Source organism: Flavitalea sp., assembly GCF_035489435.1.
GTDB lineage: Bacteria > Bacteroidota > Bacteroidia > Chitinophagales > Chitinophagaceae > DATHKG01.
On the sequence record NZ_DATHKG010000149.1, the window covers coordinates 1 to 26,381 of the forward strand.

Sequence of the window (26,381 nt, forward strand, 5' to 3'; positions counted from 1 at the left end):
CTGTGGCTCAGGATCATTGATTTTGTCCTTATCATAAGCCCTGATAATGGCCTTAACAAGACGGTGACGTACAACATCCTCTTCATCGAGTTCAATATGAGCTATCCCATCAATGTTTTTCAAAATCCGCACAGCTTTTTCCAGGCCGCTGCGCTGATTCTTGGGAAGATCCACCTGGGTAAGATCACCCGTTATAATTGCCTTAGCGTTTGATCCAATGCGGGTAAGAAACATCTTTATCTGCAGATCAGTGGCATTCTGGGCTTCATCCAGGATAATAAATGCATGATCCAGTGTACGACCGCGCATGTAAGCCAGTGGTGCAATTTCAATTACCCTGGTGCTCATATAATAACCCAGTTTATCTGCCGGGATCATATCATCCAGTGCATCATATAAAGGACGGAGGTATGGATCAATTTTTTCTTTCAGATCGCCTGGCAGAAATCCAAGGCTTTCACCTGCTTCCACTGCCGGCCTGGTAAGAATGATTTTTTTAACCTGCTTATTTTTTAGCGCACGGACAGCCAAAGCTACGGCTGTATATGTTTTACCGGTACCTGCGGGGCCGATTGCAAAAAGCACATCATTTTTATCTCCAAACTGCACCATTTTCTTTTGGTTCACAGTTCTTGCTCTCACCGTCTTTCCATGCGGACCGAAAACCAGGATATCATTAGGATTGCGGTCAACAAAATTGTCAACAGTTTCAGCATCGTCACCACCCAGTATCTGTTCAAAATAATTTTCACTCATGTGACCATTCTTCTCCAGGTATTGAACTATCAAACTTATTTTATCTTTAGCTGAACCAACCTGTTCCTGCGAACCGCTGAGTTTTAATTGAGTACCGCGCGATAGAATTTTTAGTAGGGGAAATTTCTTTTTCAGTATATCAAGTTTGCCATTGTTAACGCCAAAAAATTCAATAGGGTTAACCGTTTCGAGGTTGATTATAGTTTCTGTCAATTTCAGGTTGTTTAAGTTCAGGAATAACCTGGTCTTCCGCTTCAAAGACCCTTCTATCCAAATATAATTAAATGAAATGGTACTCTTCCAAAGTTACTTATTCACAAATTGTGGATAGAATTATTGAAACTAAATTTTGGTTAATTAATTGGCTTAGAAGGCTGCTTCAAGACTTTGCAGTTCTTTATTTGAAGCGTTTTATTGTTTATTTGAATCATTTTATTGTTAATTTTTGAAAATTCTTTATCCATCCTTTTTTAATGATCTTATAAGCTGCCCGTAATTCCAGTTCCGCAACATAGCGGTAATTGTTTGAGCGATTCTTTTATCGCGCGTATTACTGGTTTTTGCACTTGCGACCCAGTTGTTGAAATAACGTTGATGCGATTGTGATAATGATGAAAATATTTTCCAGGCTTCCGGTTCTTCTTTCAGGCATTGAATTAAATCTACGTCCAATGGTGGCTTTGAAACCTCAGCTGCAATCTTGACTTTTAATCTCGCTCCAGCTTGTTTTTTTAAATGCCTGCGCATGGTCGCATTTACAGGCATAAAAAAATCGCCTTCCCCTGAGGGTAACAATGCTACCTGAGAAATGTTGTATTCATCCAGCTGCCCATGCACCCTGAAACTTGTTTTAACACCTGGTTTCAGCTTGTGAGCAATTGAAGACTTTATGATGATATAAGTCCAGTGAGTCTTTTCTCCCTTTTTGTCAAACTTCAGCATCGTAGTGATAAATTCAACATAGTTCATAGTCGTTTTTTTTATACTAACAGTGATATTCAGGAGCAATTTTTGTAACTTAGTATAATTAATTGGCGCTGTTGCAGCTGTATATAAGTTTCTACAATTAGCCTAAGTTAATCTCCTTCAAACCCTTAGCTCCGGGTGGCAAACATTTGGTGTATTTTATAAGACCGACATCGTCAAATTCCGTAGCATCAAATACCTCAATCCAAATAAATTTATTCTTTGGAAAATGAACCCATTATTAACTAATTCAGATTTGTTATGAGCAAAGATATAATCATTATCGGCGCAGGAGCAAGCGGACTGATGGCAGCAAAACAGCTTTCAGAAAAAGGAATGAGTGTGTTGGTTCTTGAAGCTGATTCGAGGATTGGGGGAAGAATACACACATTACATGATCCTGCATTTCCAATGCCTTTGGAACTGGGCGCTGAATTTATTCATGGTGATCTGCCAGTAACGCTTGGGCTTCTGGATGAAGCCGGAATTGCTTATGAACCGGACTCCGATACAATGATCAAAATCAAAGACAATAAATGGAACAGGACAGATGATTTTATAGATGGCTGGGATGAAATGATTGAGAAGATGAAGTCAGTAAAAATTGATATGTCACTTCGCTCTTTCCTGGATATTTATTACAAGGATAATAAACACGAAGGATTAAAAAAAGACGTCATCCGTTTTGCTGAAGGCTTTGATCTTGCTGATGTAAATCTTGTCAGCATGCAGTTCCTGTTAAATGAATGGAAACAGGAAAACAACCAGCAGTTCCGGATCCCGGGTGGTTACAGCCAGTTAACGGATTATCTTGCTCAAAAATTAAAGGAAAATGGATCGAAGGTGGTTACCGGTGTTAAAGTTGAAAAAATTGAATGGAAGCAAAACCTGGTGACAATAAAATCATCTGCAGGCAAAATTTATGAAGCAAGGAAGGTCATCATTACTGTCCCCATAGGAATCATTCAAAGGATAAATACAGTGGCACAGATGATAGAATTTAATCCTTCGATAACCGGATTATTAACAAATACAAAATACATTGGCTTCGGTTCAGTTGTAAAATATTTTGCTTCATTTGAAAATTTCTTTTCCGCAGAACTGACAAAATCTGCAATAATAATTTCCGATAAAAAAATTCCGACCTGGTGGCTTAGGTTTTATGAAGACAAGGTGATGTTGACAGGTTGGCTCGGTGGGCCATCAGCTATCCGGAATGCGGGAAAAACCCAGGACGAATACAAAGAACAAATACTTGAATCTGTAGCATCGATGTTTAATGTAGATAAAGGAGCACTCGATCAGAAGTTGATTGCGGCCCGGGCGATTAACTGGATAGACAATCCTTTTTCATACGGTGCCTATAGTTATGAGATGGTCGGATCAAAAGAAATTAAGAAAATGATGCGACAGCCGTTAGCAGGGACAGTGTATTTTGCGGGTGAGGGCGTACATGACGGAGACTCCCCGGGAACTGTAGAATCTGCATTAATAAATGGAAAAGAAGTGGCTGCAAAGCTAATGGCAAGCTGGCAATACAACAATGTGCAGCGGTGATTGAATAAGTACTGCGGTGATTCTGCAGCGGTGATTTGATATGTACAGCAATCATTATGTTCATCGGTGATTAAATATGTACATGGTGATTTTGTTCATCGATGATTTGATATGTACAGCTGTGATTATGTATAGCGTTGATTATTTTATACCAGGAAGCTTTTGCTGATCAAACAGACGCATTCTGTAGGACATCATAGCAGTTTTACCCAACTTTTTGATTAACCTGTTATTTACGATCACGCCAACCGGGGCACCAATTACCGGAATGAGTTGTGCCATTTTTGCAAGATCTATATAGTCACGATATTCCTGTTGAAAAGTTCTCCAATCGAATTCATTGATATCCGCCGGGAGTTTTCTTACATGGTTATCCCAATCCTGCATCTGGAGATAACAGGTCTTTCTTTGTTGTTCGCTGCAAAAAGCAAGTTGGAAAATATGAAGAATATAAAGTCGTTCCTTGTAATTGCTTACTTCAAAACCGTAAGCAGCTGCTATTTCAAAAAGTAACTTGATTTTTATCCCAATCAGAAGGGGGAAATCTGCTAAACCAAGTAACAAACCCCCGGCTCCGGTTATTCCTCCTTCTACCGCAGCTGTTTTTCGGTAGAAGTTTATTTTTTCCGTGACTATTTCTTCCTGTTCGGCAAAAGATGAAGAAACCAGCCCCGCAGGACTGGTATATTCGGCACCAAACAAAACTCCGCGAATCATTTGTTTGATCACGGCAGTTATGCCCTGGTGAATCTTTTCCGGTATGAGATTATTTATTCTTGTTTGAAGCTTTTTTGCCAGGCCGTTAAAATAGCCTGGACTTCTGAGCATTTCACGCTGCCAGACCTTCAGCTCCCTGATTACTTTTTTTTGATTGTCTGTTTCCAATGGCGATTGTTGCAAAGGAATGAAGGTCTGATCAGACATTTTTCATTTCTTCTTCAATTAGCTCATTCAACTTGGATTCATTTTTCCAGATCCATTCCGGAAGTTGTTTTTCCACGATCTTCCACACGTTTTCTTCTTTTTGCATATGGAAAATGATCCTGTTACCACGATCATCGCTTACATCAACAGTGAAGACGCCTTCCTGGGGGCCGTTTTGCTTCCTGAAATTGAATTCCCTGAGTCTTCCATCTGCTTTCACTAACCTGGTGAACTGAATATTCTTTATAAATTTTATCTGCATGTTAAACTATTGTAAGATGAACGATATCAATTTCTGTGCTACATTTTAATAATTTATTCCCAAAGTGGAGTACACACGAACTTCGGCCCGGAATAAAATAAATAATCAGGTGTTACAAATCTACGAATAGATATACAATCCTGACCATAGTTTTCCGGTTGTTAACAATAAAAAAGGGAGCCGGCAAAAGCTCCCTTTGGTCTTGTCTGACTAATTCCTGTCTTATTTTTTATTATTGAATAGGGTATAAAAAACAAAAAACTGGATGGTGCTGTTTTTGAAATCAGGGTCTGTAGTGCTTGCATCAAAATTGCCGACTTTTGAAAGACCCGCATTGTAACGCCCGCCAATGCCCAGCCCTATCGGACTATGATACCCAATTCCGGCAGCAATGGAAAGGTCAAGATCTTCCGCAAAATTTTCAATGGTGTTATCAGGGATGCTCTCATCCAGCTTGAAACCAACCTGGGGCCCTGCTTCGACATAAAAACCTCCGTTGAAACGATACTTCGCCAGGACCGGCAAATTAATGTAGGAAACCTTAAACTTTTCTTCATTGCTCGAAACGCCTTTGATTTTGGCACCCTGCGCTGAAAATAGCGCCTCCGGCTGGATAGAAAAATGATCGCCCAACATGAATCCGACGATCACCCCTCCGTGGAAACCCACCAGGGCCGAATTTTCTAAATCACCACCGGTGTAATTGCTAATGTTAACGCCCGCTTTGACACCCAATTGAAAGCCCTGGGAAAATGCCGCTCCTGAAGTAAGCATGGCAGCAAAAAATAAGAGTTTTTTCATAAAGTTCTTTTTATGGTTTGTGAATAAAAATGGTGGTTTGTTCAATAATTGCTGGTGATTTGTTCAATAATTGCGCCTCCCGGAAGGATCGTTTTTCAACTGCTCTTCCTTTCTTTTTATATCCAGGTCCTGCTCCCGGGAGCCAATTGACTCGGTCCCTTCAAAAGCTGAAGCTGATCCATCAGACATTAGCTCATCAACGTTGGTTACGATAAAGTTTTTTTCGGGATCAACATCGGTCTGTTTTGATCCTGTCTGATTTAATCCTGATTGAACTTGTGAACCGGCACATTCCTGAATTGGGGAAACATCTGCATTGTCTTTGGCTGTCATATAAGTTTTTTTGATAGTCCGTAGAGCTTTTGACCTAAATAACCGGATAAAAATCATGCCTGCGCCATTTATAAATTGACTTAATCCGCGTTTTTGTTTTGATATAACTGAATGAATATTAAACTATTCGTGTGGCCAATAGCGTGGGCAAAACATTCTACAACTGAATCTATTATTAAGGGAGACAATGGCAAGACCCAAGGGGAAAGGGAAATTGAAGCTCCTGGTAGAAAGATTTAATTCAGTGGTGATTCTTGTACGAAATTAATATGCGTAGTGTCGAAATTCGAAAAAAGCGAAGTTATGAAGGGTAGAAACATAAAAAAAGCACCAAGATCTGTATGTCGAATTTGCTTGCGCAAATGATACTTACAATTCCTGATGCCTGTTCGAGTTGCTGGTTTCTGATCAGATTTACATTCCTTTCGGATTGCTATTTCTTATTCAGATCTTTGCTTCTCTTTTGTTACTTCTAAGGTAGAATATTTTTGGTATGTCTTCCAAATTTTTTTTGTTATGGTTTTGCACGTGTTTGGCACAAGTTTATGCACATAACGTGCCTGATTGTTTGGCTCAGAAATTACCTGCTCGGGTTCCGTACTAAAACTTCCTGAATTCCGTTCTTGATGCAGTGCAAAAACTGCTGACAGCCAATATCATCTATTCATTACCGGGCCATTTGGAACGTTTCCGCCAGTATATTCACTCGATCGGCGTTACGGAAGACATGACGGAATATGAGAAACGCAAGATGAGCATATTCAATATGCTTAACCTGCTCGGTCTCATCACGGGTATTATTGTACCGGTATTGGGTTTGTTGGCAAAGCAACATCTGCCACCGCTGGCCTGGTTTGCCGCATTCAGCCCGGTATGCATAAGTCTCACCGTGCTTTGGATGAACAATGAAAGATATTATGAATTATCAAGAGTTTGTTATTTTAGTCTTTATCCACTTGCAACATCCCTTGCATATCTTGGCCAAGTAGATGTTGGGATTGAGTTGTTCTTTATTCTGTATGGAGTATTGTCTGTACTGTTCCTTCAAACCTTTAGAAATATTGTTTTTTCTTTTTGTTTGTCTTCTGCCTGTTATTTTCTTTCCGCACTCGTAATCCGGCAATACTATTTTGATCTGAAGCATGTTAATTATGGCTTTTATCTGATCAATCATATCTCTGCACTCATACTGATTTTCTATGCACTATATCTTATCAAAAAAGAAAACAGTATTTACCAATTTACCCTGGTTAGTAAAGGGAATGAATTACAAAAACAAAATCGTGAAATCGAAGACCAGCGCCAACAAATAGGAGAAAAAGCAGTATTGCTTGAACATCAGACCAAGGAACTTGCAGAATTGAACCAGGTAAAAAATAAGATGTTTTCTGTGATTGCACATGACCTTAAAACTCCCATGTACGCACTTAGAAATCTGTTCGTTAATATGCAACAACAACAGATGTCGGCCAAAGAGATAAAAGATCTTGTTCCCGGGATCATTAATGAAATGAATTTTGCTACCAGCCTGATGGAGAACCTCCTGGTATGGGCAAGGGATCAGATGAAAAATGCGAGTGCCCAGCCTGAAAAACTTGAGATGAGTACAATGGTTGCTGATGTATTCAAGCTATTAAGATTGCAGGCAGCGAATAAAAATATTAAACTGGTTTCCGAGGTTACCGCACCTGCGGGTTGTTTCGCTGATCGTGAAATGGTGAACCTGGTATTAAGGAACCTTCTTTCGAATGCCATTAAGTTTACCCCGGAAAATGGAACCATCACAATCTCTTCTAATATCTCGGATACAAATATTGAGATAAATGTTGCGGATACCGGCATAGGTATCAGTTCAGCCAATATCCGTTTACTTTTCAACAATGAATATTTTACTACACGTGGCACAAATGATGAATCCGGTACGGGTGTAGGGCTCTCTCTTTGTAAAGATTTTCTGGAAAAAAATGGCGGTGGTATTTCCGTTTCGTCAACCCCCGGCAATGGCAGCGTATTTTCGTTTAGCCTTCCACGTTATAAAAAGAAATAATTTTCGCTTCAGGTCTTCCGCACGCTATTCATAAATTCCTCCCTGTATGTATCTCCAATGGGCAGATAGGTATTGTTTATATTGACCCCACCTTTTTCTACAAACAAAATTTTCGACTTGTTTACAATATAGGATTTATGAATACGAACAAATTGCTCTGGTGGTAGCAACGCAAGTATATTTTTCATGCTCTCAAGCGACAACGTTTTTCCCAGGACACTATGAAAGGCTATATAGTCTCTTAATCCTTCAATGTAAAATATGTCTTTAAGGTCCATCCGTTGAAGCCTGTTACTTGTACGGATAAAGATATGATCAGGTATTTCTTTCAGCACAATTGGTGCGTTTTCAGATATACGCTTATGCCTGAACTTATTTACGGCAACCACGAATCGCTCATATGTTACCGGCTTCAGCAGATAGTCTAAGACATTATGCTCAAAACCATCAATTGCATATTGTGTATATGCTGAAGTGATGATGATATCGCAGGAATTCCTGATAATTTTCATGAACTGAATACCGGTAAGTTCCGGCATCTGAATGTCAAGAAAAAGAAGGTCGGCCTGGCCTCCCTGTACCAGGTCAAGCGCATGCATTACATTAGTTCCGGCGAACAATACCTGGAGGCCGTTAGAGCGTTTAACATAATCTGCCAACAGGGTCACGGCAAGCGGTTCATCATCAATAATAACACATTTGATATTTGCGGTATCAGTCATTCTGCAAATGTAGTTTAACATTAAATCTGTCATGCTCCATACCAACTGCCAGGTGATGCGTGGAAGGATAAAGTAATTCCAGTCTTCTTTTTACATTCTCTAGCCCTATACCACCCTGGGAATCTTTTTGATGTTTGTTAACCTTATTAGAACAAAAAAAATGCAATCCACTCTCTTCATACCTTATTGTAATGATCAGCTCATCTGCCTTGCTTTGAAAGCTACCGTGTTTGAATGCGTTTTCAACAAACGGGATCAGTAATAATGGGGGAATGGTTCTTCCAGGTGTCACACCAGTAACGGAAATCTTTACAGGTAAGTCATAGTCAAACCTCAGCTGCTGAAGCCGGATATATTTATGAATATAGTTTATTTCATCGCTGAGCCGGATATTTTCACTTGCATCATATAACATATAACGCATCAGATCAGAAAAGCCCGCGATTGCCTCAAGTGCCTTGTCAGATCCCTGGTTCACCAGTGAATATATATTGTTCAGACTATTAAATAAAAAGTGTGGGTTTAATTGTGATCTCAAAAATGAAAGCTCAGATTGGCGATGCTGCATTAATAATTCGTTACGCTGAACCTCTTTATAGGCAGAGAACCGGATGAAAAAAAATATCGCACCAAATGCTATATAGATGATGAAATAAAAAAGATTATTAAGAAAGAAATACCGCAGCCTTAAGGCTTTTTCGTCGAAGATAAAAAACAAAAAAAACAATATCAGGTTTACAGCCCCGATAAGGGTTATCGCAAGTATTGGTCTTGATGAATAGTATTTAAGAAGCAGCAGGTATGTTGAAAGTGCGAAGCTGCTAAGCATGATTACATGTATAATCCTGGAAATTAAGCCTCTGATCGTATCCGGCATTTGTAAAAATACAGCCTGACCGTTCACAAGGTTTGGCATATCCTGTATCAGCCTTACCAGGTAATAAAATAATACAAACAGGACCATTACCTGCCACACCCTGTGTTTCATAAGTGTAAATCTAATACTTAACAGCCTGAGAGAATAGCATAAGTAAAACACTTAAGCCGGGAATCTGCAAACTGGCAGAATTTATCTGCGAAAATTATGTCGGACTGCAATGTTCGTTTGCATAGGTTTTGATCCCTTATGCAGATATGAATTGAAGAGGCCGGTGCCGGATAATAGTTTCGTCAAAAAGATTTATGCCTGATTCCTTAATGTCTCAATTGGTTAATGAAGCTAAAGTTATTGCGCCCGGGACTATCAACAGAAAACAACAGTTTGTAACAAAACGAAAAGCTGCAAATGCTGCTATCGTTTTAGTGTTTCTTGGTATTACTGTGTCCGCGTTATTAATGTTTTTTTCAAATCGTAATACCGCATTTTTTCCAGCTTATGATTCACCGCTGGATATACCCATACAACTGGCAGGAAACTTTGGAGAGGTGAGAAACGGCCATTGGCATTCAGGGCTTGATATAAGGACCAATGGCAAGGAGAATTTGCCGGTAAAATCTGTAGCAGGTGGTTGGGTGAGCCGGGTTACGATTAGTGCTGACGGCTATGGTAATGCTATTTATATTACACATAATAATAACAGGACAAGCTTGTATGCTCATCTTAATTCTTTTATGGAACCAATTGGAGAATATGTTGCTTCTGTACAGCAGGCAAAGGAACAATGGTCCCAGGATATCCGGCTGCCCATCGGAAAGTTTAAAGTAAAAAAGGGTATGATCATTGGCCAGAGTGGAAACACAGGTTTTTCAGAGGGTCCCCATCTCCATTTTGAATGGCGAAATACTAAGACGGGGAATAGAATAAATCCACAGTTGGAAGTATTAAAAGTCAGGGATAAACTGCCACCGGTGATTGAAGATGTCTATTGGTATAACCGCGAAGCCGGGAGCAATCCGTATCTCCCACAAAAGTTGTATAGCCTTGCCTCCTTAACTAGGAATACAGAAAACCTGGCAAAAACCCAATTGGTGCCATCAAGGGTAATTAGTCTTGGTATTACTGTAGTTGATAAAATATCATCTTCGCCCTTCAACATGGGGGTTTACCAGGTGAAGGTATTGGTGGATGGCAGCTGTGTTTATAATGTTACAATGGATAGTTTAACAGCAATCAGTAGCCGGAATGTAAATTCAAGCATTGACTATGCCGAGTGGCAGAACTCCGCGAATTGTATACTTTTACTTTCTCCCTGGAAAAACGCTATCTATGAGACAAGCCAGGTTAGCGGGAATGGCCTGATTGACCTGGGTGATGGGAAGGTGCACCATGTAAAAATTGAAACAAAGGATATAGCTGGTAATACCAGCAGTTATGATTTCAGACTGAAATCCAATAACAAAAAACAGGTTCAGCAATTGCCTTCACCGAATTTTTTAAGCGGAAGAAAGACATCAATAAAAAATGAAAATGCTATCGTAGATCTGCCCGCCGGGTCTTTTTATAACGATGTATATTTTAGTATTTCTGAAAAACCACCTTCAGATAAAAAAGAAATTTCAGCTGTTATTGGTCTCAGCCAACCAAATGTTCCATTACAGGACAGTTTAACACTGAGGATTAAATGTCGCCGGCAACTTTCGACAGATGAAAAAAAGCACGCTGTGTTATTGATTCAAAACGGTGCTGAAAATCTTGTTCATCTCGGCTCGTGGCAAGGCAACTGGTTCGCTGCCAGGATCGGCAACCTGGGCAAGGCCCGGATTATTATTGATTCGATACCACCTACGATAAAATTGCTTGGCTGGAAAAACAGGCAGCAATTTAATACCGGGGATCTGGTGAAAATGGTAATCAAAGATAACATTTCCGTAACCGGGAATATAAGGGCCGAGTTGGATGGCAGGTGGATTCCTCTTGCACAGAAGGACAACGTTTTTAGCTTTCGGATTAATAACAAAACCCGGGTTTCTAACCCCAACCCGGGACGGGCTATATCGATTAACCAGCATGTGTTGATGATAAGAGTGAGTGATGTGGCGGGAAATATTTCACGTAACGTTTTTCGGTTTCAATATTAATTTCATGCCTTTTTTTCCGTCACAACACATAACTTTGCGCCCTATGACACAAGAACAGATCAAGGCTATGAGGGATCGGGTAACCGTCCTGAGGAGGTTTCTTTGACGTCGATAACAGACAGGACAAAATAAACCAGGAAAAACAATTATCGCTGTCGCCAGGCTTCTGGGATGACAATAAGCGCGCTACCGAGATACTGAAAAATATAAAACTCAATGAATATTGGGTTAAATTATTTGAATCAGTTGAATCTGCTGTGGACGATTTTGCCGTGCTTTTTGAATTCTGGAAAGAAGGAGAGGCACAGGAGGAAGAAGTTAAGCAGGCCAATACTGATGCCCTCAGGTTGATTGAGGAAGCGGAATTCAAAAGTACGCTTAACCAACCCGAAGATGAATTACCGGCCGTGTTGCAAATCAACAGTGGTGCTGGCGGCACTGAAAGCCAGGATTGGGCCGAAATGCTCGCCCGCATGTACCGCATGTATGGAGAGAAACAAGGCTGGAGTGTTACCCAACTCGACTGGCAGGATGGTGATGGTGCCGGTATCAAAAGTGCAACTTTGCAATTTGACGGACCATTTGCATATGGATTTTTAAAAGCCGAATCAGGTGTTCACCGGCTTGTGCGAATTTCGCCTTTTGACAGCAATGCCCGCCGTCATACTTCATTTGCTTCCATTTATGTTTACCCGCTCATTGACGATACTATCGAGATTGAAGTGAGTCCGGCCGATATAGAATGGGCGTTCTTTCGAAGCGGTGGCAGTGGTGGCCAGAACGTCAACAAGGTTGAGACCGCTGTAAGACTTACCCATAAGCCCAGTGGAATCATCGTTGAATGTCAGCAGGCCAGGACCCAGGGTGAAAACAGGGAAAAGGCTATGACCATGTTGAAGAGCCGCTTGTATGAAGAAGAAATGAGAAAACGTGAAGCCTTGAAAAATGCGGCGAATTCTTCCAAGAAAAAAATCGAATGGGGCAGCCAGATAAGGAGTTATGTTTTCCATCCTTATAAAATGATAAAGGACCACCGGACCGATTATGAAGTTGGAAATGTTCAGCCAGTTATGGATGGAGACCTCGACGGATTTATCAAAGCATATCTGATGATGGAAAAGGAACTGAGCTGACCTGAAACGCCAATAACTTGTATGTATAACCGCAGTTTGAAATATGGTTTAATCTTCCCGGTTTTATTGATGCTGGCTTGCGGTGAGTCTGCGGTCAATGAAAAAGAGGCTGCCGGGATGCAGGCGGCCACTGATACTTTGGCCATTGATCCTTATACACTAACCGCAGAGGAACTCAAAGATGATACCGTTTTCACTGATGGGTCCAGGCCCGTGTCCTGGGAAAATGCCGGTGTCTCCGATCCCCTGGCCTTAAAAAAATTTATCAGGAAATTACAGGTTTGGGTGAGGGATAACCAGGTAGATTCAATCTCCGGGTATCTTGTATATCCCATGCGAAATCCTGGCATTAAAGACAAATCAGACTTCAAACTAAATTACAGGGACTATATTACAGACGGTGTTAAGGCCGCACTTGCCGATCAGCGCCTTAACCAGGTTTTCCGTAATGAGCAGGGTGCGATGATAGGACAAGGTCAGATCTGGTTTCGTCAAAAAGATAATAACATTCAGATCATAGCGATCAATAATTAAAAAAAATTTATGAGTCTTGGATATTTCAATTACCCTATGCCGGTTAATGAGCCAGTTTTGAATTATGCACCAGGTTCAAAAGAAAGAGAAATACTCAAAAATACTTTGGCCGAACTCAAAGGGGTGCAGGCGGATATTCCAATGTATATCGGTGGTGAAGAAATCCGCACTGGTAAGAAGACCGCTATCCATCCACCCCATGAAACTGCACATATACTTGGACATTTTCATAATGGGGATGAAACTCATATTAACCAGGCAATTGATGCCGCCCTGGCTGCCAAAGACAAATGGGCGGCCCTGAGCTGGGAAAACCGTGCAAATATATTTTTGAAAGCGGCGGATCTGATCGCAACGAAATACCGGCCTTATATTAATGGTACAACCATGCTTGGCCAAAGTAAAAACGCTTACCAGGCTGAGATTGATAGCGCCTGTGAACTGATTGATTTTCTACGTTTCAATGTCCACTTTTTATCTGAGATTTATAAACAACAGCCAATAAGCAGCCCGGGTATGCATAACCGTTTGGAATATCGTCCACTCGAGGGATTTGTGCTCGCAGTTACGCCTTTCAATTTTACTGCGATCGGTGGAAATCTTCCTTCATCAGCAGCTTTGTGTGGAAATGTCGTTGTTTGGAAGCCCGCTAATACACAGGTTTACTCGGCCCAGATGTTCATGCGTATCCTGAAGGAAGCTGGATTACCTGATGGGGTTATCAACCTGATTTATGTGGATGGACCGACGCTTGGTAAGGTCTGTTTTACTCATCGTGATTTTGCTGGTATACATTTCACGGGTTCCACCGGTGTATTTAATAATATGTGGAAGACGATTGGTGCTAATATGTCGAACTATAAGTCATATCCGCGGATCGTTGGTGAAACAGGAGGAAAGGATTTTGTGGTCGTCCATAAAAGTGCTGATGTTGATGTGGTGGTTACGGCGCTGCTGAGGGGTGCTTTTGAATTCCAGGGACAGAAATGTTCCGCTGCTTCAAGAGCATATATTCCATCCAATCTCGCCGAAGAGGTGAAAAGAAAATTGGCTGAAGGTGTTAACAGTTTCAGGATGGGTCCGGTCGATGACTTTTCAAATTTTATCAATGCAGTTATTGATGAAAAAAGTTTTAATAATATCAGCAGGTATATAGAGAATGCAAAAAAAGATCCTGATGCTGAAATAATTGCAGGTGGCGTTTGCGATAGTTCAAAGGGTTACTTTGTTCAACCCACAGTTATTGAAGCAAAGGATCCAAAATACGTTAGCATGTGCGAAGAGATCTTTGGACCGGTTCTCACCATTTATGTATATGAAGCCGACAAATTCGAAGAGACGCTTAAGCTTGTTGACGAAACATCTCCATACGCATTAACCGGTTCCATCATTTCGAAAGATCGCACGGCTGTTGAACTGGCAACGGAGAAACTGAGGAACGCAGCTGGTAACTTTTATATCAACGATAAACCTACCGGTGCAGTTGTTGGTCAGCAACCTTTCGGCGGTGCGCGTGCAAGCGGAACAAATGATAAGGCAGGCTCAATCCTGAACTTGTATCGTTGGTTAAGTGCAAGAACGATTAAAGAAACGTTTAACCCTCCGGCAAGTTACTACTATCCGTTTCAGGGCGAAAGTTGAATAGAGTTATGAGTTATGAGTGATGAGTGATGAGTGAGTGGTTGAGTTAAGAGTTGGTGAATGCACTACTCCATCTCAAGACCCAATAACTCATAACTAAATAACTCATAACTAACTCATCACTCATCACTCATAACTCATAACTTCATAATTAAACTGACTATAGTTGAAAACTGTACTTACCGAGCAACAGATCGCAATAACGATCAAGAGGCTGGGGCACCAGATTCTTGAAAACCATGTTGACTTAAAAGACACGGTATTAATTGGCATTCAGCCACGTGGTATTTTTGTGTCTGACCAGTTGGTAAAGGAATTACGCAACCTGTTGCCGGGCCAGCAGGTTAATTATGGTAAACTGGACATAACTTTTTACAGGGATGATGTTGCAAAAGGAATACATATTCCGAATCATACTGAAATTCCTTTCAGCATCGAAAACAAAAATGTTGTTCTGATAGATGATGTTCTGTATACGGGCAGAACCATACGGGCGGCGATGGACGCGTTGATGGCATTCGGCCGGCCGGCTAAGGTTGAATTATGTATTCTTATTGACAGGCGTTTCAGCCGCCAGTTGCCGATACAGCCGGATTATGTTGGCCGGGCAATCGATTCAATCGTATCACAGAAAGTCAAGGTTTACTGGAAGGAAAGAGACAACCGCCAGGAAGTGGTATTGCTGGAGAATTGATCACCTGCTTTTGCTCTTTTCATGGCGATGGATTACTATCACAAAATTTAAGGATGGCTTATCACAAAATTTTAGGATAGCGAAAATGATTTCCGGATTTATCTTTTTATCTTATAACTTCGATGCCTGAAATGCAGCTTTCAGTCAAACACCTTCTTGGTATTCGCGATCTCACTCCACAGGATATAAAGATCATTTTAGATACAGCCGTTCAGTTTAAAGATGTGCTTCAGCGTCGCATCAAAAAAGTTCCTTCACTTCAGGATATCACTGTTGTGAATCTTTTCTATGAGAATTCAACACGAACCAGGATTTCTTTCGAGCTGGCAGAAAAAAGACTCAGTGCAGATATCATTAATTTCAGCGCGAGCGGCTCATCGGTGACAAAAGGAGAGACCCTGCTTGATACAGTGAACAATATTCTCTCAATGAAAGTTGATATGGTGGTTATGCGTCACAGTGCCACCGGCGCTCCGCATTTCCTCGCCAAACATATACCGGCAGCTATAATCAATGCCGGCGATGGCATCAATGAACATCCCACACAGGCGCTACTCGATGCTTTTTCCATTCGGGAAAAACTGGGAACCCTGGAAGGGAAAAAAATCGCAATTATTGGTGATATCATGCATTCAAGGGTTGCACTTAGTAATATTTACCTTCTTAAAAAAATGGGTGCGGAAGTGATGGTGGCAGGTCCGCCAACGCTGATACCCAAATATCTTAAGGAGGCTTTTGATGTGCAGGTTGAATATAATCTTAAGAAAGCACTGCAGTGGTGCGATGTTGCAAATGTTTTGCGTATCCAGCTGGAAAGGCAAAACCAGGTTTTATTTTCTTCTTTAAGGGAATACAGTCTCGCCTACGGCATTAATAAGGCTTTGCTTGACAGCCTTGACAAAGAAATCGTGATCATGCATCCGGGACCTATTAACAGGGGCGTGGAACTTGACAGTGATGCTGCCGACAGCGGGCAGTCGATTATCTTACAACAGGTTGAAAATGGAGTTGCCGTCCGGATGGCCGCACTATACCTTCTAGCAGGTGGCAGGGAAGTTAACAACTGATGAATTGTTCTGCATATTTGTTGTATTTTACCTCAATCTAATAGCTCTCTATGTCGCGAATTGCATTGTTTCCGGGAACTTTTGATCCCATCACTATTGGTCACCTGGACATAATCAATCGGGCTTTGCCGTTGTTTGATAAGCTAGTAATTGGTATTGGAAGAAACGCAAGTAAGGTTCCGATGTTTGATGAGGAGCAGCGTATGAAATGGATCAATGAGATCTACCGTACCAATAACAAAATTTCATGTGTGGTTTATGATGGACTTACGGTCGAGTGCTGCCTGAAAGTCGGAGCAAATTTTATCCTGCGTGGTATAAGGTATGTGAACGACTTCGAATATGAGAAAGCCATAGCAGATATGAATCGCAGTCTCGACAACAATATCGAAACCATCTTTCTTACCTGCCTGCCCCAGTATACTTCTGTTGCGAGTACCCTTGTACGTGATGTTATCCGGAACGGTGGAAACGCTATGCAGTTTCTGCCTGAGGAGGTTGCAACAACCATCGCTGAGTTCCGGGCAGCAAAGACGCCTTCGAAAAAGGTTAGTTGAAATACCTGCAATGCGACTCAATAAAAATTATGATCTGGTATAATAAAAAAATCAGCATTGATGACCTGGTTTCAATGGGCGAAAATAATATGGCCGGTTGGCTGGGGATTGAATTCGTTGAACTGGGTACTGATTTTCTAAAAGGGAAAATGCCTGTTGATCACCGCACGCTCCAGCCTTATGGATTGCTGCATGGCGGTGCTTCTTGTGTCCTGGCTGAAACATTGGGGAGTATCGGATCATCGCTGGTCATAGATACTGAACGATTTATCTGTGTTGGGATTGAGATTAACGCAAACCACATCAAAAGTGCAAAAGAAGGCTTTGTAACCGGTGTAGCCAAACCCATTCATCTTGGGTCATCAACCCATGTATGGGATATCAGGATCAGCAACGAAAAGAATGTATTGGTTTGTATCAGCAGGCTCACTGTGGCCATTCTTCCAAAGAGGAGCGAATAGGCAGATTGACCAGGTTCACAATGCTTCCAGTGGATTAATACGCTTCGTTAAACCCCTTTTTAAGCGGTTCAATCAGTCCGCCGGCTCTCAACACATCCAGTATAGAAGGCATCGTATTTTTTGTATAAGGCCCCAGGTCCCCGGGACTCACCCATTTTACTTCGGTGATATCTTCTTCCAACTGCGGTTCGGGATGTTGTTCACCCGCCGCATGAACTATAAACCAGGAGTTTTTTTTCAATATATGTTTCCCGTTTTCGTCGTAAGTATGATAAGTATTGATCAGATGTTTTTTAATGCTTAAATTAACCAGCTTTGTTTCTTCATTTATCTCCCTGATTGCGCACTCTTCAATTGTTTCACCTTCGTCCAGTTTGCCTTTTGGCAGATCCCATTTTCCCCTTCTGAAAATCATAAGGTATTCACCATTGTCATTTTCTATCAGCCCGCCACCGGTTTGAATTATCAGGAATTTCTTATAAAAAGCATGCCTGAGTGCCTCAAGATTTTCGTGTAAAAAAATGCCTGCATGAACCTTCTCCGTCTTCATTTCATGGATCATGGAGTTTATAGCCGGCGACGAGAGTTCGTCCATAAAAACTGCGTCATCATGATGTTTGTAAGGTTCGAGTTCCGGGGTTATTGAATCAGTAAGAAAAAGGGGCTTATCGTTAAAATAAATCTTTATGTACATGCAAATACGTTTACTGATACAATTTAAAGCGCCACGATGTAAATCACTTCGTTTTTTTAAAATACTTTCGCGTTTGCCCTTCGAAGCCGCTTAGCAATCCTCAAAACAAGATTGCTGCGCGGCGTAGTAGGGTTCGCCCTTCGAAGCCGCTTAGCAACCCTCAGAACAAGATTGCTGCGCGGCGTAGTAGGGGAATTAAAAATGTTTTCTTATGACAACAAATGAAAAAGCAGTCGCTGAGAAATTACTACAGGTTAAGGCAATACAGCTTAACCTCGATGAGCCTTATAACTGGGCTTCGGGTTGGAAGAGTCCTATCTACTGTGATAACCGAAGGGTACTGTCGTTTCCCTTCGTCCGTGAATTCATTAAGTCTGAGATGTGCAATGTTATTTTCGACCAGTTTGAAGACGGGGCCCTGTTGGCTGGTGTGGCAACAGCCGGTATAGCCTGGGGAGCTATGGCAGCCGACCAGCTTAAGCTTCCATATATCTATGTAAGACCTAAGCCCAAAGAACACGGTCTGGGTAACCAGATAGAGGGATATTATGAAGCAGGACAAAAGGTGGTAGTGATTGAGGACCTTATTTCAACGGGGAAAAGCAGCCTGCAGGTAGTGGAAGTGCTTAGGGCAAAGGAACTTGATGTAATTGGGATGGTTTCTATTTTCGATTATGGCTTTCCTGAAGCAGCAAGAAATTTTGCCGCCGCCGGTGTCAGACTCAGAACACTTACCAATTACCCGACCCTGATCCGTCTGGCTGTGGAAAAGCAGATTTTTACCGCAAATCAGCACGAAATTTTGTTAAAATGGCAAGCGGATCCTGGCAACTGGCAGGGGAAATAATTACATTTGAAAAAACAATTACCTATGAAAAAATTTGGACTACTGCTCCTTGCCACTGTCTCATTCGCGACCGCCGGTCTCAGCCAGGTCAAGAAAGGAGTGCAGACCGTGGTTATCAAAACCCCGACAGTTCAATGTGAAATGTGTAAGGAACGTATTGAAAAGATACTTCTGAGAGAACCTGGAGTGCAAAAATCAGTTGTTGATTTCAAGAAAAAAACAACAAAAGTGACTTTTGTCTCTGAAAGAACGAATATTGAAATCATCAAAACTACGATCGCAAACACCGGTTTCGATGCTGATGATATCACCGCAAACGAAGAATCTTATAAGAAACTTCCGACCTGCTGCAAAAAACCTGAAGACGGTGGGGGCATGAAAAACGAATAAATTCTCAATTAATTTTTGATAAATCTTCCCGGCAACCGCCGGGTTTTTTTTGTTCCTTTTTAAAACCTATTCCGCGGCGTGATCTTCGAAATTCGAATTTAAATCCCGGACTAAATCTGAAGATTCAAATCCAGGACTAACTCCGAAAATTCAAATAGATACGAAAATTTAAATTCAGGACTAACTCCGAAAATCCCAATAACTCCGAAATTCCAAATCCAGCGCAAACTCCGAAATCCAAATAACCCCGAAAATTCAAATACAGGACTAAACTGAAAATTCAAAATTGGGATCGGGAAATGAGTTCGGAAAAAATGAATTTTTAAAATTTGATCCTTTTTAGTCCTTCATATTTAATGGGATAATTTAAGAAAACACCTCCCTTTCCAAAACTTGCATTTCCTTCCATTCTTATCAGGACAGAACTGTCTGAAACAATTCTCAGAATATTTGTCAGTGCTCCCCCGGTTTTTACCCGCATGGTCACCGGGAGTGAAAATGTGTCCCTGCCAGGAATTCTGACAAGACTATCGAGTGTCGATTTTCCCAGGTAAGTATTATTGATAAAAACGTCCACATCTGCCTTCTTGAGTTGAAGGTTTGATTTGTTCGGATTAAAAAATTCGACGTCCATCCCAACCGTCGATTCAATCAAACCCCATTTAACCACCTTCAGGTTTTTAAAATCTACGTACTCAAGATCCTTCGGTTTTGCACAGGCAAAAAGTGTAACCACGACCAGGACATAAAGGAGCCCAATTTTCATACCGACATAATTTAGGCTGCAAAGTAGGAGATTAATTTTTCCGGCCAAAAATGGCTTTGTAATTTTAGAAAATAGTTGGCTAAATTTTTTAGAAAATCTGAGCCATGGAAAGGCGAAAATTGCGAAAATCATCAACTAATATATTTAGTATTACAAAGTGATGTTTAAATATTGTTTACCAGATAGATATCTCATATCAATTAGTATTAAATTACAAATAAAAAGACTCAATTTCGTGCCAGGCACGACTAAAATTCGCAAAAATTAAACAGTATAAAATAAAAACTTAAAGTGAAGGCATTAATAATTGATTTACAGTATTTTCCGACGGTTAATTACTATTTAACTCTATTAAATATTGAACATATCATTTTTGAGCAATATGATCATCATATAAAAATGAGCTTTCGGAACAGATGTATGATTGCAGGTGCAAACGGGAGGATAAAACTGAGTATTCCCCTGGTTGGTGGACGGGATCAGCGGACGATTTCTAAGGAAGTGAAAATTGACAATTCGGTAAACTGGCAGTTGCAACATCTCAGGTCGATTGTTTCGGCCTATAACCGGTCGCCATTTTTTGAATATTTCTCAGAAGGGTTTTCGGGTCTGTTTGACAAAGAATATCAATATCTTTTGGATTGGAACCTGGTTTGCCTGGACTGGCTAAAAGAGTCAATCCGGGGAAAATGGACATATTCCCTGACAGATAAATATGAGACTGATTTTAAAAATGCTTCAATATTCGATTTTAGAAACCGGTTTTTTCCAAGGACAATTCAAAATGAAAATATTGTGGACCTGACATACAGGCAGGTTTTTGAAGAGAAAAATGGATTTATACCGCAGCTTTCTATTCTGGATTTTTTGTTCTGTTCAGGGCCACAAGCCGTGATTTCGGCAGCTGGTCGCAAGACAGAACTAGATGGGAATTGATTTAAATCAATGAATAAAAAGGTTTTAATTCTGATGCAGCATCTTCTAACAAGGCGTTGTCTTCTAATAGCAAGACCAGGTTAAAACCCGATTAAATCTAATTGTAGATTGAAGTTTAACCGGTTCACCTCAACGGGCCATAGTTTTTTGGAGAAGAGTTTGAAGCCAGTGAAGAGAGAAACAAGAAGATTAGTATACCGATCACCTTTTTAGATAGTTCTGAAGTTCAAAGTTTATTTGTTTTATGTGTCTGGATTTGTGACCAACAAACCAGGCGGCTGCGACCAAAATCCTCTTTGGTCACAGAATGTACCAAAACCAACTGCCAACAAAAAACCCTCCGCCAGGAGGGTTTTTTAATGTGCCTGCCTCTGCTGGGAGACGGCAAATATTTTTGGCTTAAATATTCACAATCTTTTTAACCCTGATCACCTTTGATTTGTTAGAAGGAACAGTCTGTTTCAGACGATCATCGACCATTTCCACCTCAGCAGCTTTGATAAGTTCAGCTTTGCGGATCTTTGCTTTTTCGAACTGGATATATCTTTCAGCCAACTGGGTTCTATATTTTTCCACTTCTGTGGCCGATTCGTGGGAGGTTTTCGACAGATCCTCATTTAGTGTTTTCCAGTCAATTTCGGCAACAGCTTTCTTTAACTCCAGTTGCAGCCTTTCGATATTTAGTTTCTCACCGGCTTTTTCGAGATTGCGTTCTATCTGTGACCAGTTAAGCCCATCAATAGCATTCATTGTCCTGGCCAGTTGCACCTGGGTTGTGAGATCAGCGTTGTGGGATTTTTTCGGAAAAGCAGTGTCTTCCATTAATTTATAGGTAAAACTGCTGCCTGGTACATAAGGAAAAGGTTTTTCCTGCGCATCCGGGGCGGCAGGAACTTCTACAGTAGCACTGGCATTGCCCTCAATACTAATTGTATATTCACGGGGTTGTTCGGCATTCACATATTCAATGTGTGGACTCCGGGCAACTGCGCTAATCAGTTCTTCCACTTTTCCCGTAACAATTACTTTTGCAAAGTCTTTTTCAATGTTGATATCCTCGGCGGCGTTTTTGAAGTCTTCAACTATTTGTTCGTTTTTGCTTTGATTTTCACTAGTCGCTGCCGGGTCGGTGACTGGGGCTGTAGTACTAAAAAGCTGGGGCAATTCCGAACCTGGAACACGTGTGGAGATCAACTTAGTCATTACAACAGGTACCGGCTCACTGGAAGAAAGGTCTTTGACCGGGACTTTCCATCCCAGGTAGCCAAGGAAAAGAGCGGGTAAGAGGAATGAAATCAGTCTTTGACTAATTGGTGTGGCAACGGTTTCGCCTGTAAGTAATCTTCTGACTCTCGCAAGGAGAAGCATTTTATTATTTCCTGTTGCAGCCAGTGAGATCTTGTGCAGTTGATTCCGCTCTGGCCTTTGTTTCTCAAGAATCAACAGGGCCTGGGCGTACAGGGTCGCATCATAACGGAATTGTACTACGATATCGTCGCAGCGGTGTTCCCTTTCCCTTTGAATTACATCCTTAAAAAACCTCGCAAACGGATTGAAAAACAATATGATATCTGCAACTGCAATAAGCAGATTCATCAGGAAGTCGTTCCGTTGAATATGATACAATTCGTGAAGTATAATTGATTCAGTCTGTTTTAGGGAAAGGTTATTAATTATTGAAACCGGAAGCAGGATTACAGGTTTCCAGAACCCGACAGTAAGTGGGGTTTCAACCAGCTCCGAAATCCAGACCCTTATTTCTTTTTTCAGACCCATTTGAGCCGCAAGATGTTGAAGAAAAACCCTGATTTCTGGATCGGCTTTTCTGAGTCCTTTTGTGGAAAGCGTTTTAGTGTAAGAATGCTGTCTGTGCAAACGGATAGCCAGTATCATGGCTACGACCAGGTAAGCAACAGAAAGCCAGGGTAAAATGGCATCCAGCTTATCCGGTACCTGGCCCAGCAAATTAGAGAAACCTGCAGCAGTGCCTGGCCTGCCGGAAAAAGTGTTAAAAATTAGGGAGAACATGAACCAGCCTGAACCGGCGGCAAGCGATAACAGCGCGAGATTATGCCTTAGATTGGCATTGAACCTTTTTCCGCTTCGGGTTATTGCCAGGTAAATCAACCAAACAACACCCATTTGCCATAAACTGTCTATTAGTGACCATCCCAACGCTTTGAGAAAAGCGGATTGGAGAATTGGGCCCATGCTTTACTGTTTTTTTAAGTTGTCGATAAGTTTTTGAATTTCCTCCAATTCGACAGCTGAGGCTTTATGATTACCTAGCGCCTGCATTACAAGCTCTGTTGGTGATCCACCAAAAAGAGTATCAATCATCTTACCCACCATTTGTTTTTGCGTTTTCTCACGGCTAACATTAGCCTGGTAAATATGGGTTTTGATAGAGTCGTCTCTTTTTACCAGCCCCTTTTCATGCATGATCTGCATCAGTTTCAGGGTGGTGGTATAACCGACTTCCTTGTGTGCGGCAAGTTCTTCATGAACATCCCTTACACTTGCAGTGGTTCTTCCCCAAAGTACCCGCAAAATCTCTAACTCACTTTCTGTTGGTTTGATATACTTTGTTGCTGACATGATAAGAATTCGTTTTCTTAAAAATACGAAATCTATCGTAATGAATTGTTAATACAAGATAAGAAACGAAAAATTTTAATCCCGGTCAATTTTGTGAAAGGAAAATTAGATGGGAGAGTGGTATTGAGAGTAGAATGGTATTGAGAGATGAGAATGAAATATAGACGATAATGGCAGCGGACAACCGGGGTTCAAAAGAAAAAACGGTTGCTTCGGAAGAAGCAACCGTTGACTTTAAAAATGATTGATTATTTTTTTAGTTGGGATGATTTTAGTCTTAGTCAACTGATTTTTTGAATATGGAAATCTATTCAATGGAACAGTTATTTATTCACTCAAATATTTATTGATTAAATGAAACAGTTTTTGCCGGATCAGGAACAACGGCTTTTATTTCATCTGCCTTGGAAATTTTCTCTTTTTCCTTCAACATTTTCACTGACTGTGTTTCTCTCTCTGCGAATATCACTGCCAGGGTTGGAGCAATAACCAAAGACACGATAGACATAAGTTTGATGAGAATATTCATACTGGGACCAGAGGTGTCTTTGAAAGGATCACCTACTGTATCACCTGTCACAGCAGCTTTATGTGGATCACTTCCTTTTTTATAAGTCTGTCCGTTGATAAGCACTCCTTTTTCAAAAGATTTTTTTGCATTATCCCAGGCACCCCCTGCATTATTCTGAAACATTCCCATTAGTACACCGCTTACCGTTGCTCCGGCAAGAAAGCCTCCCAAAGCTTCGGGGCCTAAAAGGAAGCCAATAATTAATGGAGAAAGTATAGCAATAGCCCCGGGTAACATCATTTTTTTGAGGGATGCTTCGGTGGAAATAGCAACGCATTTATCATATTCAGGTTTGCCCGTTCCTTCCATAATTCCTGGAATTGTTCTGAACTGGCGTCTTACTTCTTCAACCATTGCCATGGCTGCTTCACCAACCGCACGGATAGCGAGTGATGAAAATATAAAAGGAATCATGCTGCCAACAAAAAGACTGGCCAGCACTTTAGCTTTATAGATATCAATTCCGCTCATTGCATAACCATTGTGATTTATCACACCAACATAAGCCGCAAAAAGTGCCAGGGCAGTGAGCGCGGCAGAAGCGATTGCGAAACCTTTACCGGTAGCCGCAGTAGTGTTACCAACAGCATCGAGTACATCCGTTTTTTCGCGGACTTCTTTTGGCAGCTCACTCATTTCCGCAATACCACCAGCGTTGTCTGCAATAGGTCCAAATGCATCAATAGCCAGCTGCATAGCAGTGGTGGCCATCATTCCGGCCGCCGCAATTGCAACTCCGTACAAACCTGCGCATTCATAAGAACCCCAAATACCTGCGGCAAGCACAAGGATAGGTAGAAAAGTACTTTCCATACCAACGGCAAGACCACCAATTACATTTGTTGCATGACCGGTAGAAGATTGTCTGATGATGCTCATTACCGGTTTTTTGCCCATGGCAGTATAATATTCAGTGATCATGCTCATCAGCGTTCCGACTACGAGTCCAACCGCGATAGCCCCCATCACACCCCATTTGGTAAATTCAAGGTCACGAAGGGTCATTGTTTCGGGAAGAAGGTAATAAACCAATCCCGCACAGGCAGCTGCAGTCAGTATTATGCTTCCCCAGTTACCCATGTTGAGCGCCTTTTGAACCGTCGTAGTGCTGATACCAGCTGAGTCGCTGATTCTCACGAACCAGGTTCCCACTATTGAAAAAAGAATACCGACACCTGCAATCAGCATTGGCAAAAGGATCGGTGACATACCATTAAAGTCATCAATGGCTTTAGTTTCCTGGCCAAGCACCATAGTTGCCAGAACAGTAGCTACATAAGAACCGAAAAGATCAGCGCCCATTCCAGCCACATCACCCACGTTGTCTCCAACATTGTCAGCAATAGTTGCCGGATTGCGTGGATCATCTTCTGGAATTCCAGCTTCCACCTTTCCTACCAGGTCAGCTCCAACATCTGCAGCTTTTGTATAAATACCGCCACCGACACGTGCAAAAAGGGCTATTGACTCAGCGCCGAGTGAAAAACCGGTAAGAATTTCGATAGTTCTGACCATTTCTTCTGAGTCAACCGGTGAATTCGGTGCAAAAATAGCTTTGAGTATTATAAATAAACCGCCTAAACCAAGTACAGCCAGACCTGCAACTCCGAGGCCCATAACTGAGCCGCCGGTAAATGACACATTAAGTGCTTTTGAAAGACTTGTACGGGCAGCATGTGCAGTCCGGACGTTTGCCTTTGTTGCTATTCGCATACCGATATAACCCGCAAGTGCACTAAAAAATGCACCTAAAATAAAAGCAACTGCAATGGACCAATGCGACTTGTCATTTCTGCTTCCCATAAATGCCAGGAGTACTGCAGCGATCACAACGAAATAGCCAAGAATCTTCCATTCAGCCTTTAAAAAAGCCATGGCACCCTCAGCAATATATTTGCTGATTTCTTTCATCCGGTCGGTACCGGCATCCTGTTTAGAAACCCACGCAAATTTTACAAAGGTGTACAAGAGGCCCACAACGCCCATTGCCGGAACCAGGTAAATCAATTTGTCCATAAGTAATGTTAAAAATTTAAGGTGGTCAAAAATAGGGTAAATGGCTCAATATTAAAGTAAAAGAAATTAGAAATGGCTGGCCGGGACGAA

Annotated in this window: 26 protein-coding genes; 13 read left to right on the forward strand and 13 right to left on the reverse strand. The window is 41.4% G+C overall.

The genetic code is table 11. From position 1 onward, the window contains the following. Both VK664_RS23010 and VK664_RS23015 read right to left on the reverse strand, forming a co-directional pair. Nucleotides 1-969, reverse strand: a 969-nt coding sequence (locus tag VK664_RS23010; RefSeq protein WP_461401061.1) for a PhoH family protein, incomplete at its 3' end; no start/stop codon positions are given. Between the two features lie 243 nt (nucleotides 970-1,212). Then, nucleotides 1,213-1,725, reverse strand: a complete 513-nt coding sequence (locus VK664_RS23015; RefSeq protein ID WP_461401062.1) for a YdeI/OmpD-associated family protein — start codon at nucleotides 1,723-1,725, stop codon at nucleotides 1,213-1,215. Between the two features lie 258 nt (nucleotides 1,726-1,983). Here VK664_RS23015 and VK664_RS23020 point away from each other — a divergent pair, with 258 nt between their 5' ends. Further along, nucleotides 1,984-3,279 (forward strand): flavin monoamine oxidase family protein, encoded by a 1,296-nt coding sequence (locus VK664_RS23020; RefSeq protein ID WP_461401063.1) that lies wholly within the window; start codon nucleotides 1,984-1,986, stop codon nucleotides 3,277-3,279. A gap of 141 nt (nucleotides 3,280-3,420) precedes the next feature. Here VK664_RS23020 and VK664_RS23025 read toward each other — a convergent pair whose 3' ends face one another. The 4 genes from VK664_RS23025 to VK664_RS23040 all read right to left on the reverse strand — a co-directional run bounded on the left by VK664_RS23025 (nucleotide 3,421) and on the right by VK664_RS23040 (nucleotide 5,599). Next, entirely contained in the window at nucleotides 3,421-4,203 is a 783-nt protein-coding gene (locus VK664_RS23025; protein WP_461401064.1) for an EcsC family protein, read from the reverse strand. Continuing rightward, nucleotides 4,196-4,465 (reverse strand): hypothetical protein, encoded by a 270-nt coding sequence (locus VK664_RS23030; protein WP_458926280.1) that lies wholly within the window; start codon nucleotides 4,463-4,465, stop codon nucleotides 4,196-4,198. Before VK664_RS23030 ends, VK664_RS23025 begins: the two co-directional genes overlap by 8 nt. 222 nt (nucleotides 4,466-4,687) lie before the next feature. After that, nucleotides 4,688-5,266: a porin family protein gene (locus VK664_RS23035; protein WP_461401065.1), complete on the reverse strand. Its 579-nt coding sequence runs from the start codon at nucleotides 5,264-5,266 to the stop codon at nucleotides 4,688-4,690. A 63-nt stretch (nucleotides 5,267-5,329) separates the two neighbouring features. Further along, nucleotides 5,330-5,599: a hypothetical protein gene (locus VK664_RS23040; RefSeq protein ID WP_461401066.1), complete on the reverse strand. Its 270-nt coding sequence runs from the start codon at nucleotides 5,597-5,599 to the stop codon at nucleotides 5,330-5,332. 631 nt (nucleotides 5,600-6,230) lie between these two features. Between VK664_RS23040 and VK664_RS23045 the strand changes: the two genes are divergently transcribed. Further along, nucleotides 6,231-7,646, forward strand: a complete 1,416-nt coding sequence (locus VK664_RS23045) for a sensor histidine kinase (RefSeq protein ID WP_461401067.1) — start codon at nucleotides 6,231-6,233, stop codon at nucleotides 7,644-7,646. 8 nt (nucleotides 7,647-7,654) lie between these two features. On the opposite strand, the gene VK664_RS23050 is transcribed toward VK664_RS23045, so the two are convergent. Both VK664_RS23050 and VK664_RS23055 read right to left on the reverse strand, forming a co-directional pair. Then, nucleotides 7,655-8,368 carry a LytR/AlgR family response regulator transcription factor gene (locus tag VK664_RS23050; protein WP_461401068.1) on the reverse strand — a complete coding sequence of 238 codons (714 nt, stop codon included), beginning with the start codon at nucleotides 8,366-8,368 and terminating at the stop codon, nucleotides 7,655-7,657. Next, a complete protein-coding gene (locus VK664_RS23055) occupies nucleotides 8,361-9,356 on the reverse strand; it encodes a sensor histidine kinase (RefSeq protein WP_461401069.1) in 996 nt (331 codons plus the stop codon). The genes VK664_RS23050 and VK664_RS23055 overlap by 8 nt, the downstream gene beginning before the upstream one ends. 194 nt (nucleotides 9,357-9,550) lie before the next feature. Here VK664_RS23055 and VK664_RS23060 point away from each other — a divergent pair, with 194 nt between their 5' ends. The 8 genes from VK664_RS23060 (at nucleotide 9,551) to VK664_RS23095 (ending at nucleotide 17,473) form a co-directional block, all read left to right on the forward strand. Further along, nucleotides 9,551-11,386, forward strand: coding sequence for a M23 family metallopeptidase (locus VK664_RS23060; RefSeq protein WP_461401070.1), 1,836 nt, complete (start codon nucleotides 9,551-9,553; stop codon nucleotides 11,384-11,386). A 43-nt stretch (nucleotides 11,387-11,429) separates the two neighbouring features. Beyond that, a protein-coding gene (gene prfB / locus VK664_RS23065; protein ID WP_461401071.1) for a peptide chain release factor 2 occupies nucleotides 11,430-12,519 on the forward strand; the annotation gives its coding sequence in 2 pieces (ribosomal slippage) (nucleotides 11,430-11,489 and nucleotides 11,491-12,519; 1,089 coding nt in all). A gap of 21 nt (nucleotides 12,520-12,540) precedes the next feature. Then, a complete protein-coding gene (locus VK664_RS23070; RefSeq protein ID WP_461401072.1) occupies nucleotides 12,541-13,053 on the forward strand; it encodes a hypothetical protein in 513 nt (170 codons plus the stop codon). A gap of 9 nt (nucleotides 13,054-13,062) precedes the next feature. Then, nucleotides 13,063-14,694, forward strand: a complete 1,632-nt coding sequence (gene pruA, locus VK664_RS23075; protein ID WP_461401073.1) for an L-glutamate gamma-semialdehyde dehydrogenase — start codon at nucleotides 13,063-13,065, stop codon at nucleotides 14,692-14,694. Between the two features lie 166 nt (nucleotides 14,695-14,860). After that, nucleotides 14,861-15,388 (forward strand): bifunctional pyr operon transcriptional regulator/uracil phosphoribosyltransferase PyrR, encoded by a 528-nt coding sequence (gene pyrR / locus VK664_RS23080; RefSeq protein ID WP_461401074.1) that lies wholly within the window; start codon nucleotides 14,861-14,863, stop codon nucleotides 15,386-15,388. Between the two features lie 131 nt (nucleotides 15,389-15,519). Beyond that, nucleotides 15,520-16,455 (forward strand): aspartate carbamoyltransferase catalytic subunit, encoded by a 936-nt coding sequence (locus VK664_RS23085; protein WP_461401075.1) that lies wholly within the window; start codon nucleotides 15,520-15,522, stop codon nucleotides 16,453-16,455. Nucleotides 16,456-16,505: 50 nt separating this feature from the next. Then, nucleotides 16,506-17,012, forward strand: a complete 507-nt coding sequence (gene coaD, locus VK664_RS23090) for a pantetheine-phosphate adenylyltransferase (RefSeq protein WP_461401076.1) — start codon at nucleotides 16,506-16,508, stop codon at nucleotides 17,010-17,012. Further along, nucleotides 17,009-17,473 (forward strand): hotdog fold thioesterase, encoded by a 465-nt coding sequence (locus tag VK664_RS23095; protein WP_461401077.1) that lies wholly within the window; start codon nucleotides 17,009-17,011, stop codon nucleotides 17,471-17,473. The genes coaD and VK664_RS23095 overlap by 4 nt, the downstream gene beginning before the upstream one ends. A gap of 34 nt (nucleotides 17,474-17,507) precedes the next feature. Here the strand turns inward: VK664_RS23095 and VK664_RS23100 are convergent, their stop codons facing one another. Continuing rightward, the gene (locus VK664_RS23100; protein ID WP_461401078.1) at nucleotides 17,508-18,167 is read right to left on the reverse strand and encodes an NUDIX hydrolase; all 660 of its coding nucleotides are present in this window, start codon (nucleotides 18,165-18,167) and stop codon (nucleotides 17,508-17,510) included. 211 nt (nucleotides 18,168-18,378) lie between these two features. On the opposite strand from VK664_RS23100, the gene pyrE reads away from it, so the two are divergent. Both pyrE and VK664_RS23110 read left to right on the forward strand, forming a co-directional pair. Then, nucleotides 18,379-19,014 (forward strand): orotate phosphoribosyltransferase, encoded by a 636-nt coding sequence (pyrE, locus tag VK664_RS23105; RefSeq protein ID WP_461401079.1) that lies wholly within the window; start codon nucleotides 18,379-18,381, stop codon nucleotides 19,012-19,014. Nucleotides 19,015-19,038: 24 nt separating this feature from the next. Beyond that, entirely contained in the window at nucleotides 19,039-19,404 is a 366-nt protein-coding gene (locus VK664_RS23110) for a heavy-metal-associated domain-containing protein (protein ID WP_461401080.1), read from the forward strand. Nucleotides 19,405-19,726: 322 nt separating this feature from the next. On the opposite strand, the gene VK664_RS23115 is transcribed toward VK664_RS23110, so the two are convergent. After that, nucleotides 19,727-20,170 (reverse strand): LEA/WHy family protein, encoded by a 444-nt coding sequence (locus tag VK664_RS23115; RefSeq protein ID WP_461401081.1) that lies wholly within the window; start codon nucleotides 20,168-20,170, stop codon nucleotides 19,727-19,729. A 291-nt stretch (nucleotides 20,171-20,461) separates the two neighbouring features. Between VK664_RS23115 and VK664_RS23120 the strand changes: the two genes are divergently transcribed. After that, on the forward strand, nucleotides 20,462-21,106 hold the full coding sequence (locus VK664_RS23120) for a WbqC family protein (protein WP_461401082.1): 645 nt from the start codon (nucleotides 20,462-20,464) through the stop codon (nucleotides 21,104-21,106). Between the two features lie 399 nt (nucleotides 21,107-21,505). Here the strand turns inward: VK664_RS23120 and VK664_RS23125 are convergent, their stop codons facing one another. The 3 genes from VK664_RS23125 to VK664_RS23135 all read right to left on the reverse strand — a co-directional run bounded on the left by VK664_RS23125 (nucleotide 21,506) and on the right by VK664_RS23135 (nucleotide 26,291). Continuing rightward, nucleotides 21,506-23,317, reverse strand: coding sequence for a M56 family metallopeptidase (locus VK664_RS23125; protein WP_461401083.1), 1,812 nt, complete (start codon nucleotides 23,315-23,317; stop codon nucleotides 21,506-21,508). Between the two features lie 3 nt (nucleotides 23,318-23,320). After that, nucleotides 23,321-23,704, reverse strand: a complete 384-nt coding sequence (locus VK664_RS23130; protein WP_461401084.1) for a BlaI/MecI/CopY family transcriptional regulator — start codon at nucleotides 23,702-23,704, stop codon at nucleotides 23,321-23,323. Between the two features lie 343 nt (nucleotides 23,705-24,047). Further along, nucleotides 24,048-26,291, reverse strand: coding sequence for a sodium-translocating pyrophosphatase (locus tag VK664_RS23135; protein ID WP_461401085.1), 2,244 nt, complete (start codon nucleotides 26,289-26,291; stop codon nucleotides 24,048-24,050). Between the last annotated feature and the right edge of the window lie 90 nt (nucleotides 26,292-26,381).